This is a genomic window from Pantoea jilinensis, assembly GCF_019104105.1.
GTDB classification, from domain to species: Bacteria; Pseudomonadota; Gammaproteobacteria; order Enterobacterales; family Enterobacteriaceae; genus Pantoea; species Pantoea eucalypti.
In genome coordinates this window covers 1796146-1811054 of the sequence record NZ_CP077746.1, presented here as the reverse complement: position 1 = coordinate 1811054, position 14909 = coordinate 1796146, and the positions used below count along the sequence as shown (strand labels likewise).

The window sequence follows — 14909 nt, the reverse complement described above, 5'->3', positions numbered from 1 at the left end:
AGGTGTGCGCCAGATCCGGACATCCTGCTTAAACCGTACAGACAGCGGCGAGCGTCGCAATGCCATGCGGGCGCTATTTATGTTGCTGATTCTCAGGGATATCATCCGTCAAATTTTCTTCGACCCTCGTGTCTTCGTCACTTTCGCGTTCATCTTCCGGCTCCTGACCGCCCATTGACGCATGAATCACCTCCTCTTCCAGCGTTGGGATCAGCGCAGCACCCAGTGGCGAGGTCGCCAGACTGTCAGGCATCACCACGTGCGGCAGCGGCACTTCGGTCGTCGGAAGCGGGCCAGGCGCTCGGACAAAGCTCAGTCCGCCGATCACCAGCGCGCAGAGCATAAAGAAGAGATAGAGCATATTGCTGCCGAGCGGCTCCATCAGCGCGCCCACCACCAGCGGCCCGATACTGGCGCCAATACCAAATGCCATCAGCAGACAGGCGGTTAACGAGACACGACGCTCGGGGGCAACCTGATCGTTGGCCAGCGCCACCTGCAACGGATAGAGCGCAAACTGCATCATGCTGGCAGCAAAGGCGATGCCGATCATCCAGTGGAAGGTCAGGTGCGGCAACACCACCAGCGGCACACAGGCTACGGCAAACAGGATGGCAATGATAAACAGCAGTCGCTGACGATCGAAGCGGTCAGAAAGCCAGCTCAGCGGAAATTGCGATACCAGACCGGCAAAAATCGTCAGACTCATAAAATAGCCGGTCTGGCTGGTAGTAAATCCCTTACTGCTGCCGTAGACCGGTGCCAGGCCGTAGAACGCGCCAATGGCCATACCGGTCACCAGTGTGGTGCCGAGAAGTTTGGGGATAGTGCGGATAAAATAGCCCAGCTCCATCGGCGCAGGTGTCATCGGCCTGACGTGAGTGCGGGTCGTCAGGGCAATTGGTACCAGACAGAGTGCGAAACAGAGTGCCACAATCAGCAGGGTGCTGACGCCAAAGCCCGTTTGCAGGCTCAGTATCACCTGTCCGCCACTGAGTCCAAGATAGGTGGCGACCATGTATAAGCCGAAAATCATGCCGCGCTGGGATGATTCCGCCTGATCGTTAAGCCAGCTCTCCAGCACCATGTACTGACACATCATGCAGAGCCCGATAATCAGACGCAGAAAGACCCACAGCGGAATAAAGTCGGTGAGCCCGTGACCAACCACAGACGCGGTAATGATCCCGGCACAGGCCACGTAGGCGCGTATATGGCCGACGCGGGCTATCAGGTTGTGCCCCACTTTGCCGCCGATCACCAGTCCGATGTAGTTGGCCGCAATGATTGAGCCAATCAGCGCGCCGTTGACATGCTCGCTGGCCAGCCGTAATGAGACATAGGTGGTCAGCAAACCGGAACCGAGCAGCATCAGCAACGTGGTCGTGTAAAGCGGCAGAAACGTACTGAATATTTTTCCCATCATGACTCCCTGTCTGTGCTTTTCTGGCATCAGGCCAGAAAGCCCTAAAGATAGTCGATTTCGTCAGGTGAAGACGGTTAGTTCAGTACGACGGTAGCGAAAAAAAAGCCCGCCAGCAATTGCTCACTGACGGGCCCTGATTCAGACGCTCGGGAAGCTGATGTTGCTGCCCGGTGCTTCACGGTTGAGATGGATGAAGTTCAGGTGTCGCTCATACTGATCCAGTATGTCGATAATTACCTGCTCTTTGCTGTAATCCATCAAGTCGTTGCCCTGACTGCCCTCCATCAGGAAGGTTTCCAGGCGGTAGTAGGTCGACTTACCACTCCGGGCGCGATAGGTAAAGCCCGGGATCGAATATTGCTGCGGCCAGACCTGATAGACAAAGTCCTGCTCTTCGCCCAGATGAACGCGCAGATCCAGATAGCCAATCGGGTTAGCCTCATCTGCCTCAACGCTTTCCAGCGTCACGCGGCCATCACGCAACTCCAGCTCCTTCGCGACCTCCTGCATCGCCGGATAAATGGTCTTTTCCATCATCTGCTGGGTATAGCGCGACCCAGGATAGTTCATCAGACGCGACAGGCGTTTCTTCCAGGTCAGACGATCGGTGGCATGCGCCAGATAAGGCGCAGTGTCGCGCGTGGCGCTGGCCCGACGGTGGTCTTCAATCTTCAGAGATTTAAACAGCCCGGCCATCACAAAGAAGATAACAAAGCTGAACGGCAGCCCCATAATCACCGTGGTGTTCTGCAAGGCAGTGATACCGTTGGTCATCAGCATGCTCAGGGTCAGAACGCCAATCGCCACGGACCAGAAGATACGCAACCAGTTGGGCGCATCGCTGTTGATGTCTTTGAGGCGTGAGGTGAAATTACCCAGCACCAGCGAACCGGAATCCGCCGAGGTCACATAGAACAGCATACCGGTGATGGTGGCGATCGATGCGCTGAGTTTAAACGCCGGATATTGCGCCAGCAGGCTATAGAAGCCGCGTTCTGCATGATTCATCACTTCCTGCGCAAACTCGGTATTGCCATGAATGATCTGATACAGCGCGGCATTACCGAACACAGAGAGCCACAGCAGCGTAAAGGTGAAAGGAATAATCAGCGTGCCCAGTACGAATTCACGGATGGTACGACCGCGTGAGATACGTGCCAGGAACAGGCCGACAAATGGCGACCAGGCCACCCACCACGCCCAGAAGAAGAGCGTCCAGCTGTTCATCCATTGGGTCGGACGATCAAAGGCAAAGGTATTAAGCGTCATGCCCATAAAGCGGTTGATGTAATCGCCGACGTTCAGTACCAGCGCATTCAGCAGGAACTCGGTGTTGCCAAAGAACAACACAAACAGAATCAGCCCCAGAGCCATGATCACGTTGAGCTCAGAGAGAAAACGAATTCCTTTATCGACGCCTGATGTGACAGAGATTGTAGCGATCACGACGGAAAGGACTATCAGCGCAGCCTGTGCGGTCAGGCCTTCCGGAATATCAAACAGCACTTTCAGGCCGTAGTTCAGCTGTACGACCCCTATCCCTAATGTGGTGGCGATACCAAAAATGGTGCCGACCACGGCTGCGATATCCACCGTGTGACCAATCGGGCCATAGATGCGTTTACCAAAAATAGGATAGAGCGCCGAACGGATAGTCAGTGGCAGATTATAACGATAGCTGAAGTAGCCCAGTGCGATGCCCATCAGTGCATACATCGACCAGCCGGTCAGTCCGTAGTGGAACAGCGTCCAGACCATCGCCTGACGGGCCGCTTCAAGGGTCTGCCCTGCGCCCTCCGGTGGCTGCATGTACTGCGTCACCGGTTCAGCGACCGAGAAGAACATCAGGTCGATGCCGATCCCGGCGGCAAACAGCATGGCAGACCAGCTGAGCACGCTGAACTCGGGTTTGGAGTGCTCAGGCCCGAGCTTGATCGAGCCAAAGCGTGAGCAGGCCATGTAGAGCACAAACACGATATAGAGCGTGGCAGCCAGCATGTAGTACCAGCCAAAGGTGGCGGAGACCCAGTTTACCGCCTTGAGGATCCAGCTCGCGGCCAGTTCACTGTAGAGAATCGTCACAAGTGAAAACGTCAGAATCAATCCGGCAGAGGTATAAAATACAACGGGATTGAGTCTGTCTTTTTCACCGGCAGGTGGATTATTCATCGATTACCTCTGGTTTATGTCCTGAAAATACGCAATGGATACGTTGTGCCGCCCCCGGACTACGGGCCGTGCGGCTATGTTTCTATCTGTGACTTCCTGTTAGAGCGTGCAGCAAACCAGCCTATTTTAGCACTCATTGCCGTTTCGCTTTTGCTACATTTTAAGAACAGCATCCTAACAAAGTTTCTTTTTATATTGAACGTGCAATCAAAAAAAGTTTAAATAGGGGCTCGATTTGAGGGTGGAGCTGGAGCAATGCCAAAGGTAGGGATGCAGCCGATACGACGTCGGCAACTGATTGATGCGACCCTGAGCACGATTAATGAAGTAGGGATTAATGATGCCACTATCGCCCAGATCGCCCGTCGGGCGGGTGTGTCCACCGGCATCATCAGTCACTATTTCAAAGATAAGAACGGTTTGCTGGAAGCAACAATGCGTGATGTCACGCGCCAGCTCCGTGAGGCAGTACTGTCGCGGTTACAACCGCTTCGCGATGCACCGGCAGAAGAGCGCCTGCGTGCCATCGTTGACGGGAATTTTGATGAAACTCAGGTGCACACGGCAGTGATGAAAGCCTGGCTCGACTTCTGGTCGAGCAGCATGCATCAACCCCAGCTCAACCGCCTGGAGCGGGTCAGCAGCAGGCGACTCTACTCTACGCTGGTGGTCGAGTTCCAGCGTGAACTGCCACTGGAAAAGGCACGACTGGCCGCACATGGTCTGGCCGCCCTGATAGATGGTCTCTGGCTCCGCGCCGCGCTGAGTGGAAAGCCCTTCAGCCCGGTCATCGCCCGTACACTGACCACCCAATTCATCCGTCAGCAACTGGCTGGCGAGCACGAATAACGGAAGGAGAAAACATGTCCCGATTTACCGAGCAGAAACTCTACATTGATGGCGCTTATGTTGCCGCAGCGTCTGGCGAAACATTCCAGACGATTAATCCGGTCAACGGCGAAGTGCTGGCAGAGGTTCATGCCGCCGGCCAGGAAGATGTCAATCGCGCCGTTGCTGCCGCCAGAAAAGGCCAGAAAGTCTGGGCCGCGATGACCGCCATGGAGCGTTCGCGCATCCTGCGTCGCGCTGTTGATATTCTGCGTGAGCGGAATGATGCGCTGGCTGAGCTGGAAATGCTCGACACCGGTAAGCCCTACAGCGAAACCTCAGCGGTCGATATCGTCACCGGTGCAGACGTGCTGGAGTATTACGCGGGCCTGGTTCCGGCGCTGGAAGGTCAGCAGATCCCCCTGCGTGAAACCTCTTTCGTCTATACACGCCGTGAACCGCTGGGCGTAGTCGCCGGTATCGGTGCCTGGAACTACCCGATTCAGATCGCCCTGTGGAAATCAGCCCCAGCGCTGGCTGCGGGTAACGCAATGATTTTCAAACCCAGCGAAGTGACGCCGCTTACTGCCCTGAAGCTGGCTGAAATCTACACCGAAGCAGGTGTGCCGGATGGCGTATTTAACGTGCTGCCGGGCATCGGTTCGGTCACCGGCCAGTTGCTCACTGAGCATCCTGGCATCGACAAAGTCTCCTTCACCGGCGGCGTTGTCAGCGGCAAAAAAGTAATGGCGAATGCAGCGGGTTCAACGCTGAAAGAAGTCACCATGGAACTGGGCGGTAAATCCCCGCTGATTATCTTTGATGATGCCGATCTCGATCTGGCCGCCGACATCGCCATGATGGCGAACTTCTACAGCTCCGGACAGGTCTGCACCAACGGCACCCGCGTCTTTATTCCTGCAAAACTGAAAGCGGCATTCGAAGCCAAAATCAGCGAACGCGTTGCCCGTATTCAGGCCGGCGATCTGCGTGATCCCGCCACCAACTTTGGCCCGCTGGTCAGCTTCAGCCATCGCGATAACGTGATGCGCTACATCGAATCGGGCATTGCTGAAGGCGCACGCCTGCTGTGCGGCGGTAAACGTCTGACCGGTGGTGATTTCGACCAGGGTGCCTGGGTTGCACCGACTGTGTTTACCGACTGCCGTGATGAGATGAAGATCGTCCGTGAAGAGATCTTCGGACCGGTCATGTCGATCCTGAGCTATGAAACCGAAGAAGAAGTGATTCGCCGTGCTAACGACACCGAATTTGGTCTGGCCGCCGGACTGGTGACGCAGGATCTTAATAAAGCGCACCGCGTGATTCATCAGATCGAAGCAGGAATCTGCTGGATTAATACCTGGGGCGAATCAGCCGCAGAGATGCCAGTAGGTGGCTATAAGCACTCCGGCATTGGCCGTGAGAATGGCCTGATGACACTGCAGAGCTACACCCAGGTGAAGTCCGTGCAGGTTGAGCTGACGCGTTTTCAGTCAGTCTTTTAATCACTTAACCTGAGGAACGACGAATGGAATATGATTACATTGTTATTGGCGCCGGATCCGCAGGAAACGTTCTGGCTACCCGCCTGACCGAAGAGAGCAACGTCAGCGTTCTGTTGCTCGAAGCGGGCGGCCCGGATTACCGTTTTGATTTTCGCACTCAGATGCCTGCTGCCCTCGCCTTCCCGCTGCAGGGAAAACGCTATAACTGGGCGTATGAGACTGAGCCAGAGCCGTACATGAACAATCGCCGCATGGAATGTGGTCGCGGAAAAGGCTTGGGCGGTTCATCACTGATTAACGGTATGTGTTACATCCGTGGTAACGCAATGGACCTCGATAACTGGGCCAGTGAACCAGGGCTGGAGAACTGGAGCTATCTGGACTGCCTGCCTTATTACCGTAAAGCGGAAACCCGTGATATCGGCCCGAACGATTTCCACGGTGGAGATGGCCCGGTGTGCGTCGCCACGCCTAAAGCCGGCAATAACGTGCTGTTTGAAGCCATGATTGAGGCAGGCGTGCAGGCGGGTTATCCGCGCACTGATGACCTCAACGGCTATCAGCAGGAAGGTTTTGGTCCGATGGATCGTACCGTAACACCAAACGGTCGCCGTTCCAGCACCGCACGTGGCTATCTCGACATGGCCAAAGGCCGTGCAAACCTGAAGATCATTACTCATGCCACCACCGATCGCATTGTGTTCGATGGCAAACGCGCAGTCGGCGTGGAATATCTGCAGGGCGACAGCAACACCATTAATAAAGTGACCGCTCGCCGTGAAGTGCTGCTGTGTGCCGGTGCTATTGCCTCGCCGCAGATCCTGCAGCGTTCTGGCGTGGGCTCACCGGAGCTGCTGAAGCAGTTCGATATTCCACTGGTTCACGATCTGCCGGGCGTGGGTGAAAACCTGCAGGACCATCTGGAGATGTATCTTCAGTATGAGTGTAAAGAGCCGGTTTCAATCTATCCGGCCCTTAAGTGGTGGAACCAGCCGAAAATCGGTGCAGAGTGGATGTTTAATGGCACCGGTATCGGCGCCAGTAACCAGTTTGAAGCGGGTGGTTTTATCCGCAGCCGCGAAGAGTTCAGCTGGCCGAACATTCAGTATCACTTCCTGCCGGTAGCGATTAATTACAACGGTTCTAACGCCGTTGATGCGCATGGCTTCCAGTGTCACGTCGGCTCGATGCGTTCGCCAAGCCGCGGTCATGTGCGCCTGAAGTCACGCGATCCGCGTCGTCATCCGGCCATTCTGTTTAACTACATGTCGCATGAGCAGGACTGGCATGAGTTCCGCGATGCTATCCGCATCACGCGCCAGATCATCAATCAGCCAGCGCTGGATAAGTATCGTGGACGTGAAATCAGTCCGGGCCTGGATTGCCAGACGGATGAACAGCTGGACGAATTCGTCCGTAATCACGGCGAAACCGCTTATCACCCGTGCGGTACCTGTAAGATGGGTAACGATCCAATGTCTGTCGTTGATGGCGAAGGTCGCGTGCATGGGCTGGAAGGATTACGCGTGGTGGATGCGTCGATTATGCCGTTGATCATCACCGGTAACCTGAATGCGACCACCATCATGATTGGCGAGAAGATTGCCGATAAGATCCGTGGACGCGACCCACTGCCACGCAGCACCGCTTCATACTATGTTGCTGGTGACGCCCCGGTTCGTACAGTCCCCCAGCGTGCTGAATAGTTAGTTACAGTGTCACTTATAAGGTGCCGGGCAGACTGTTGTCCGGCACTTTTTTTGCCCGATTTATCGCACTTATTATTACACGCCATCATTTTCTAAACTCGCCCCGGTAAACCCTGAACCTTAACCGCAATCAAACCAGGCAGTATCTGCTGTTGATTTAATGATTTGCAGAATGCTGTAAACCCAGCATCTGTTTTACCGGAGACACTATTCGTCCACTGATGAGAAGCAACAATGTGGATGCGTTGTAAATTTTATGAGCAGAATGTTCATGTCCTGCCTCTTCCCCGCTTTCCCCTCTTGCTGGAATGCCGCCGATCAGCTCTGGCGTAACGCCCTGTAGTTTCCTCACCACATCGATACTGTTTTGAGTCTGCCTGCACACTGTGCGTTATGGCAGGTCGTCATTTTTCGTTGCTGGAGAGTTCCCATGCGCGCCTGGGTTTTATTGTCACTCGCGATTATCACTGAAATTATTGGCACCCTTTTTATGAAATGGTCCAGCCTCAACGGCAGCCACTCAGGCTACCTGATGATGCTGGGCATGATTGCCTGTTCTTATATCCTGCTGAGCTTCACCATTAAACGTATAGCTCTGGGCGTGGCTTACGCCCTGTGGGAAGGCGCTGGCATCCTGCTGATTACATAATTCAGCGTACAGCTGTTTGATGAAGTGTTGTCTGCGATGAAAGTCTGCGGACTGATGACGCTGGTCGCTGGAATTGTGTTGATCAAAACCGGCATGCACTCATCAGCGGAGGTTAATCATGGTCATCGCTGATTTCGCCCACGCAGCCTGGCTGGCGCTGGCTATCGTGCTGGAGATTGCCGCCAATATATTCCTTAAATATTCTGATGGGTTTAAAAGACCGCTGCACGGTCTGCTTTCACTCTGCTGTGTCCTGCTTGCGTTCAGCGCACTGACTCAGGCGGTAAAAGGTATCGATCTGTCGATGGCCTATGCGGTCTGGGGTGGTTTTGGAATTATCGCGACTGTCACGACCGGCTGGGTATTGTTCGATCAACGGCTGAATCGTAAAGGCTGGGCTGGCCTGACCCTGCTGCTGGCCGGCATGATCCTGTTAAAGCTGGCATAACAGGCATTTTGATTCAGTTATTTTTGTTATGGGTGTGCCTTCGTACACCCTTAACTTTCCGTGCTCTCTTCTCCAGTTTCAGTTGATTTCCCCTTCCCGACCGCGTCGGAATCTTCTCACTTTTGTAAAGACCCGTTTACATATCTGTTGTCTTAAGGCTTAGTGAGCGCCAAAAGTCGGATAAAAACGAGGAAGAGTTATGTCTGCAACACGAGGTTGGTCCACGGAGCTGGAGGGGTTACGCGGCATCGCCTCTCTCTGGGTACTGGTTGGCCATATCACCTTACTGATACATTGCCACATCACACTGATTTCATCGCCTGGCATCGGGGTCGATCTGTTTATTCTGTTATCGGGTTATCTGATGGCGAAAAACTATGTTGAACGTCAGCAGAAAGAGCCGTGGCAGAGCATGGAGACCATTAAAAAGTTCTGGATCCGTCGCTTCTTCCGTATCGCCCCGCTCTACTATCTGCTTTTAATCATCGCGCTGATTTATGGCCCGTGGTTTGGCGAGATGCGTGACACTATCGCCCATTTTTATTCCGGCACCGCCACTGAATCGTCGCGTTACACCGATCAGTCGCTGGCAAACATCCTCACTCACTTCAGCTTCCTGTTCGGCCTGCTGCCCGAATATGGTTTCAATACCGTGCTGCCTGACTGGAGCATCGGGCTGGAGATGCAGTTCTATGTGCTGTTTCCGTTCATTATGCTGGTGACGCTGCGCTTTGGTTATGCGGCCTCACTGATAGGCATTATGGCGCTCTGCTGCGCCGGACGGTATGTGCTGGCAGATTATTATGAGGCGTTTGAAATGCCTTCCATGATTCTGATAAAGCTAAATATGTTCCTGGCGGGCATGCTGCTGGCGGAAGCAATTCGCCGTAAATCCCTGCTCTATGTCGCCTTCGCGCTGCTCGGCCCGGTCGTCAGCGTGGCAATGGGAATGGGCGCGATCAAGCTGCAGGTGATAATGGAAGCGCTGATGATTGTCGGGATGGCAGCAATTCTGTGGCAATACCCACAGGGCAGCCTGATGGCAACGCTGATTGCTCTGCCACGTAAGCTGCTGAACAACCGTCTCAGCACCTGGCTGGGTGACGTCTCGTTCTCGGTCTACCTGCTGCACCTGCTGATTGTGATCCCGATGATTGCGCTGCTGCTCACTCACACCGACATTGAGTTTAAGAGCGACATGATGCGCTTCCTGATCGTCTGTGTCTCAACCATCCCGCTAACCTATGCCCTGGCCTCTTTACTCTATAAGTATGTTGAGAAGCCCGGCATTCAGATGGGTAAACGCGTGCTGAAGCCGAAGCTGGCCGATCAGACCAGTTGAGTTTTTAACACCGGCCGTTCTTTTTTTAAAAGCCCCGGATGGGGCTTTTTTATTGCCGCTTACACAATCTATCTGCTCTGAACAGGTGTTTATCACATGCCGTCGCCAGCACGCCTGCTGAGGTGAACTAGACTTTGCTGGTCGAACTCCACACCACCCGCTAAATGTCTGGCATAAAAATATACCATTGCCAAAACGCGGTATCAGGATTTAAAACGAGGATAAGCATTATGGAAAAGAAGAAGTGGTTTGTTTCTTACGTGATCAAGCCAAAAGGTGAAAATCATGTCACGACTCACGCCTTTATTGAGGGTGACGATGTCGAGGAGGCGCTGGAAACCTTTATGTTCGAAACCAAAAAAAGTCTGTCGCTGGAAACCGAAGAGCTGATACTGCTGTCAGTGAGTCTGGTATAACGTCAATTCAACCTCGCCATCGCGGGGTTGTTTGCCCTGTGAGAGGGTCATTTTATTAATGCTTTCCCTGGTGTGGCACTCAGTTACTGATTGGGATAAGGCCAGGCATGATCCACGCCTGTTGATGACAGTAACCCTGTCAAAATCAGATATGCCAGTATCAGAACAAAGAGCACAATCGCTGTTATTTCAATCGATTTAAGTAAGTGATGCTTCGCCATAAATAACCCTCCTTCACGTGTGTGTAATAACCTTTCACCCCATAAACTATAATGTTACCGGTAAAGTTCAAGTCAAAATCACATCATGAAACATAAAGACTGGCTTATTAATGGTTAGAAGGATTGTGCTCTGAAGGGCTCAGAGAGATCTTAACGATATTAAAAAGCCCGCAGGATGCGGGCCTTTGCAGGAGTCAGATGAACTTTAATCAGCAGAGTGACCGGTGAAGTCGATTACCATCCTGCCACGGATTTTGCCCTGCACCATCTCATCAAAGATGTCATTGACCTCACCAATCTTCCTTTTGGTCACTTTAGGCACGACTTTCCCTTCTGCCGCAAACTGGAAGGCTTCTGCCAAATCGTTTCGCGTTCCGACCAGTGATCCCACCACCTGAATGCCATCAAGTACCAGACGGGGAATATTAAGACTCATCGCTTCCGGCGGCAGTCCGACAGCCACGACGCGCCCTCCTGCTCTCACCGCATCCACCGCCGAGTTAAAGGCCGCTTTAGCCACCGCCGTCACCACAGCAGCATGTGCTCCACCGGTTTTCTCCTGAATAATGCGCGCTGCATCTTCGCTGGCCGAATTGACCACCAGATCGGCTCCCATCTCCTTCGCCAGTGCCAGCTGACCATCACTGACATCAACCGCGATCACTTTGGCGTTGAAGACATTTTTTGCATATTGCAGCGCGAGATTTCCCAGCCCGCCAAGACCATAAATGGCCAGCCATTGTCCCGGTTTAACTTCTGACACCTTAACCGCTTTATAGGTGGTGACACCGGCACAGGTGACGCTACTGGCAGCGTAAGGATCAAGTCCATCAGGGACTTTGACCGAGTAATCTGCAACGACAATGCACTCTTCAGCCATGCCGCCATCGGCTGTGAAACCGGCATTGATTACCGATCTGCAGAGGGTTTCGTTACCGGAGTTACAGTATTCGCAGTGACCGCAGCCCTTGAAAAACCAGGCGACGCTGGCCCGATCGCCAGGCTTGAGTGACGTCACATCCGGTGCGACTTCCTCAACGATACCGATCCCTTCATGACCCAGGGTCACACCCGTTTTATCGCCGAAATCACCGTTCTTAACATGCAAATCGGTATGGCATACACCACAGCATTCCATCCTGAGCCGGGCTTCACCGGTTTTGAGAGGACGCAGCGTCTTCTCAACAACTTCAACCTTGTGTTCACTATTAGCAATTGCCGCTTTCATAAACGTTACTCCTTTTGATTGAATCTCAAGAATATGCCATACGGGAATGATGGCAAGATTACAGATTAGCTTTGGGTGCGGGACAGAAAGAGTTGTTGCTGCCTTTGTGAGTGAAGTCAGTTTTGAGGTGCGTTACTAAAGGGATTTTGCGTGTTAAAGCTTTGGAAATCATGAGTGACTTACTGGATGCGTGAAGCACGTTTATCGTGAAGAACCTTTTCAGACGGCGATTACCGGTTAAAAGGGGCGATAGCGCCCCTGTTCATCTAAATGCTTCGTATCAATTACTCAGCGGAGTCGCTCGGTTGCCAGCGGTGAATGCCACTGTCAGTTGCCGGTCCCCTGTGTTCAGTAGAATCATCCGAGGCTGGCGGTGGCCCCAGATGCTGGGCTGCACTATACGTCGCTGGCGGTGGCCCCAGATGCTGAGAAGCGTTATTTTCTGATGCGGCTGGTCCGGCATGGTGGGTGGCTCCAGCCATTATCATTTTGCTGGTCCTGATAAGACGCATGGTGATGATGCCATTCAGATGATGGGCCGCGATGGTATCCTCCCTCTGCCATCACACAACCAGACATGGATGCACTCGCTAACGCTACGAGCGCACAAGGAATAACTTTTTTTAAGAACATAACAAACCCTGGTTAAAAATCACCGGGGCAGGTTACGACGTGGTTTTTATACGTTAAATAAACGTGGAGGACCGTTCGGGGAAGATGTTTAGATATATTGATTGAGATCAATTTTGAGGAGAAGCGTCCGGAAAGCCTCTGTTCTGCTGGCAGTAAAATGGGGGGTATCATGAGTATTAAGGGGACCCAAAGTAAGAATAACAGAGCAGTTATTAAGATGATTTACATATCAGAAAATAAGAAATAGCGCGAGCCTGATTCAATCATATCTCAGACAGGACTTAACCAGAGAAACCAGATTATATAATCGCTAAATGGCAGCCAACCTCACTAAGGAGATCATTTTTTTCGTCACACTTCACACTTTAACGCTATCGATTAAATCAGGATCACGAAGATCTCTTAACAAACCTAATACCATCGATAGTATTTAATACACACATAAGAAACAACCATCACCCATATTATGCTAATAATCGCCGCATGTTCAGAAATAAATCGAATGAAAATATAAACTCCTGCAACAATCAAAACAGCAGGAATTAAATAGATAAATGATTGCATGAGCCATAAAAATACACGCTTCAATTATTCAACCTCTCATTTATAGCATCTGATTTTTATTCGTTGTAAACACTGCATCTACGTGAAATAGTGTCATGATCATTTTAATATCCAATAAGCATATAGAATGTCAGAAGAAACATCCAATCAGACAGGACGAGATGTTATAACGCGCATGGCGTAGCCATTTTCCTGCCGCAACGGGCTGGCTATGCGTAACTGATGTTAGCTTTAGCTTGTGGGGAAAATAAAATCTAAATCATGAATGAACAACCCGAAGACATTCAGCGCCCGCGCGGGTAAAACCCGCTCCTGGAATGCGCCGTCAGTGGGTGAGCAGGTGCTTGTACTGTGCCTCGGTGGTGAACTTGATACCGGCTTTGTGCTGCCGGGAATTTTCTCTTATGACAATCCGGCTCCGTCTGCCTGGGCCGATGCGCTGGTCATTTCCTGACGATGCGGTGATCGAATACGAGCCGGAAACCGGCGCACAGACCTCAACCGGCATACAGACGGCAACTATTAAAGCGGCAGTAAAAATCCTCTTTGACTCGCCAGAAGTGGAATGCGCAACGCTGCTCATAACTGCGCAGCTGGAAGTCAAAAAGGGCGGCACGATGAAAGCCAACATTAGCGTGCCGGACCATCGTGGCGAAACGGTTTACCCGGTTTCCGGGGCGCGTCAGTGAATATTACGGGGCCTAGCGACTATCTGGCAGACACCACAACGCAGGCTCCAGCAACCGCGTTTGACAAGTGGGACGGCGAAAAGTGGGTAACCGACGGCGATGCGCAGCAGCAGTCACTGCTTGACGCAGCGGCCAGCGAAAAGTCAGCGGGCGTGAGTGAGGTCAACGGAATTACTCAGGCATGGCAGACGCAGCTGCTGCCCGGCATCATTACTGATGCGGATAAAGCCACGCTGACCACCTGGATGAAGTACGTGCAGGCGGTACAGGCTGCAGATATCACAAATGCGCCAGCTATCAGCTGGCCGAAAACGCCTGAATAGAAAATTCGTTTTACGCCCGTAGCTTTCTATTAAAATTTTCAATGGCAGAATGTTTAATTCTGCCATTGAATCATTTCATCAAGTCGATTCAGAATGTCGGGGAAATAGCTTTCATCAAGGCCAAAGCTGCCTTTAACCTGGACGCTGTCGGCATGTGGTTCCGGGCGAAGAATGAAATCAACAGTTACGCCATCAATACTTTTTTCATTGGTCAGTATCATGTCCAGTTGATGAATATCGCTCTGATAGTTAAACGACCTGATCTTTTGCTGATTAATAAGCGCCTGATGAAAAGCTGAGAATTCTTTTTTCAGCATTTTCAATTCTCCAACGGTGAACTCCGTTTTAAATGCCACTTTCAGGCCGCTTACCGAAAACTCCACCCAGGACTGTATCCAGTCCCAGTGATGGTTAACAGGATCGGCTTCGTTATCCACTACGCGTTCAAAGGGAGCGATTGCGAATGTAAACTCTTCATTCCTGATATCAAACATTGAAATTTCCTTGTCAGCTAATAAAAATATTTAAAATGAGATATTGTCCAGTCTGATTCCCTGACTATTACTTCAAATTTGTATTTCTGATGAACATATTCCCTTCGCTGCTTATCGTAGCGCAGTTTATAAATATCCGTTTCGTACCGGAACATTCCTTTTCCTTCACGAGGGTCTGGCATTCGCTTACCAAAACGAATAGCTCTTTTCTGAATCTGCAAAGGTATATACCGACTGGGTTCAAGCATATGTTTTGCTACTG

General features: G+C 52.0%; 11 protein-coding genes and 2 pseudogenes. 9 read left to right on the top strand and 4 right to left on the bottom strand.

Features of this window, described 5'->3' with window-relative positions:
- Window positions 1-73: 73 nt before the first annotated feature.
- Window positions 74-1423 carry an MFS transporter gene (locus KTJ90_RS08515; protein WP_078804473.1) on the bottom strand — a complete coding sequence of 450 codons (1350 nt, stop codon included), beginning with the start codon at window positions 1421-1423 and terminating at the stop codon, window positions 74-76.
- Between the two features lie 141 nt (window positions 1424-1564).
- Window positions 1565-3595 (bottom strand): choline transporter, encoded by a 2031-nt coding sequence (locus tag KTJ90_RS08510; protein ID WP_003852668.1) that lies wholly within the window; start codon window positions 3593-3595, stop codon window positions 1565-1567.
- A 255-nt stretch (window positions 3596-3850) separates the two neighbouring features.
- Between KTJ90_RS08510 and betI the strand changes: the two genes are divergently transcribed.
- The 7 genes and pseudogenes from betI (at window position 3851) to KTJ90_RS08475 (ending at window position 10495) form a co-directional block, all read left to right on the top strand.
- Window positions 3851-4444: a transcriptional regulator BetI gene (betI, locus tag KTJ90_RS08505; RefSeq protein WP_110411350.1), complete on the top strand. Its 594-nt coding sequence runs from the start codon at window positions 3851-3853 to the stop codon at window positions 4442-4444.
- Between the two features lie 14 nt (window positions 4445-4458).
- Window positions 4459-5931 (top strand): betaine-aldehyde dehydrogenase, encoded by a 1473-nt coding sequence (gene betB / locus KTJ90_RS08500; protein WP_003852666.1) that lies wholly within the window; start codon window positions 4459-4461, stop codon window positions 5929-5931.
- A 23-nt stretch (window positions 5932-5954) separates the two neighbouring features.
- Complete coding sequence (gene betA, locus KTJ90_RS08495) at window positions 5955-7637, top strand: choline dehydrogenase (RefSeq protein ID WP_003852665.1); 1683 nt, start codon at window positions 5955-5957, stop codon at window positions 7635-7637.
- A gap of 433 nt (window positions 7638-8070) precedes the next feature.
- Window positions 8071-8421, top strand: a pseudogene (mdtJ, locus tag KTJ90_RS08490) (multidrug/spermidine efflux SMR transporter subunit MdtJ).
- Window positions 8408-8737 (top strand): multidrug/spermidine efflux SMR transporter subunit MdtI, encoded by a 330-nt coding sequence (gene mdtI / locus KTJ90_RS08485; protein WP_105099115.1) that lies wholly within the window; start codon window positions 8408-8410, stop codon window positions 8735-8737. The pseudogene mdtJ and the gene mdtI overlap by 14 nt, the downstream one beginning before the upstream one ends.
- A 199-nt stretch (window positions 8738-8936) precedes the next feature.
- Window positions 8937-10079 (top strand): acyltransferase family protein, encoded by a 1143-nt coding sequence (locus tag KTJ90_RS08480; RefSeq protein WP_499026305.1) that lies wholly within the window; start codon window positions 8937-8939, stop codon window positions 10077-10079.
- Between the two features lie 230 nt (window positions 10080-10309).
- A complete protein-coding gene (locus KTJ90_RS08475; protein ID WP_003852661.1) occupies window positions 10310-10495 on the top strand; it encodes a hypothetical protein in 186 nt (61 codons plus the stop codon).
- 426 nt (window positions 10496-10921) lie between these two features.
- On the opposite strand, the gene adhP is transcribed toward KTJ90_RS08475, so the two are convergent.
- Window positions 10922-11944: an alcohol dehydrogenase AdhP gene (gene adhP / locus KTJ90_RS08470; RefSeq protein ID WP_003852659.1), complete on the bottom strand. Its 1023-nt coding sequence runs from the start codon at window positions 11942-11944 to the stop codon at window positions 10922-10924.
- A 1489-nt stretch (window positions 11945-13433) separates the two neighbouring features.
- On the opposite strand from adhP, the pseudogene KTJ90_RS08465 reads away from it, so the two are divergent.
- Window positions 13434-13794, top strand: a pseudogene (locus tag KTJ90_RS08465) (phage baseplate assembly protein V); the annotation flags it as partial.
- Between the two features lie 32 nt (window positions 13795-13826).
- On the top strand, window positions 13827-14153 hold the full coding sequence (locus tag KTJ90_RS08460) for a tail fiber assembly protein (RefSeq protein WP_105099113.1): 327 nt from the start codon (window positions 13827-13829) through the stop codon (window positions 14151-14153).
- A 53-nt stretch (window positions 14154-14206) separates the two neighbouring features.
- Here KTJ90_RS08460 and KTJ90_RS08455 read toward each other — a convergent pair whose 3' ends face one another.
- Window positions 14207-14647, bottom strand: a complete 441-nt coding sequence (locus KTJ90_RS08455; RefSeq protein ID WP_008925341.1) for a WapI family immunity protein — start codon at window positions 14645-14647, stop codon at window positions 14207-14209.
- Window positions 14648-14909 lie beyond the last annotated feature (262 nt).

What these genes read in the sequence shown, in the direction of transcription:
- KTJ90_RS08515 (WP_078804473.1), bottom strand. Translation starts at nt 1,423, where the DNA reads ATGGGAAAAATATTCAGTACGTTTCTGCCGCTTTACACGACCACGTTG.
- KTJ90_RS08510 (WP_003852668.1), bottom strand. Translation starts at nt 3,595, where the DNA reads ATGAATAATCCACCTGCCGGTGAAAAAGACAGACTCAATCCCGTTGTA.
- betI (WP_110411350.1), top strand. Translation starts at nt 3,851, where the DNA reads ATGCCAAAGGTAGGGATGCAGCCGATACGACGTCGGCAACTGATTGAT.
- betB (WP_003852666.1), top strand. Translation starts at nt 4,459, where the DNA reads ATGTCCCGATTTACCGAGCAGAAACTCTACATTGATGGCGCTTATGTT.
- betA (WP_003852665.1), top strand. Translation starts at nt 5,955, where the DNA reads ATGGAATATGATTACATTGTTATTGGCGCCGGATCCGCAGGAAACGTT.
- mdtI (WP_105099115.1), top strand. Translation starts at nt 8,408, where the DNA reads ATGGTCATCGCTGATTTCGCCCACGCAGCCTGGCTGGCGCTGGCTATC.
- KTJ90_RS08480 (WP_499026305.1), top strand. Translation starts at nt 8,937, where the DNA reads ATGTCTGCAACACGAGGTTGGTCCACGGAGCTGGAGGGGTTACGCGGC.
- KTJ90_RS08475 (WP_003852661.1), top strand. Translation starts at nt 10,310, where the DNA reads ATGGAAAAGAAGAAGTGGTTTGTTTCTTACGTGATCAAGCCAAAAGGT.
- adhP (WP_003852659.1), bottom strand. Translation starts at nt 11,944, where the DNA reads ATGAAAGCGGCAATTGCTAATAGTGAACACAAGGTTGAAGTTGTTGAG.
- KTJ90_RS08455 (WP_008925341.1), bottom strand. Translation starts at nt 14,647, where the DNA reads ATGTTTGATATCAGGAATGAAGAGTTTACATTCGCAATCGCTCCCTTT.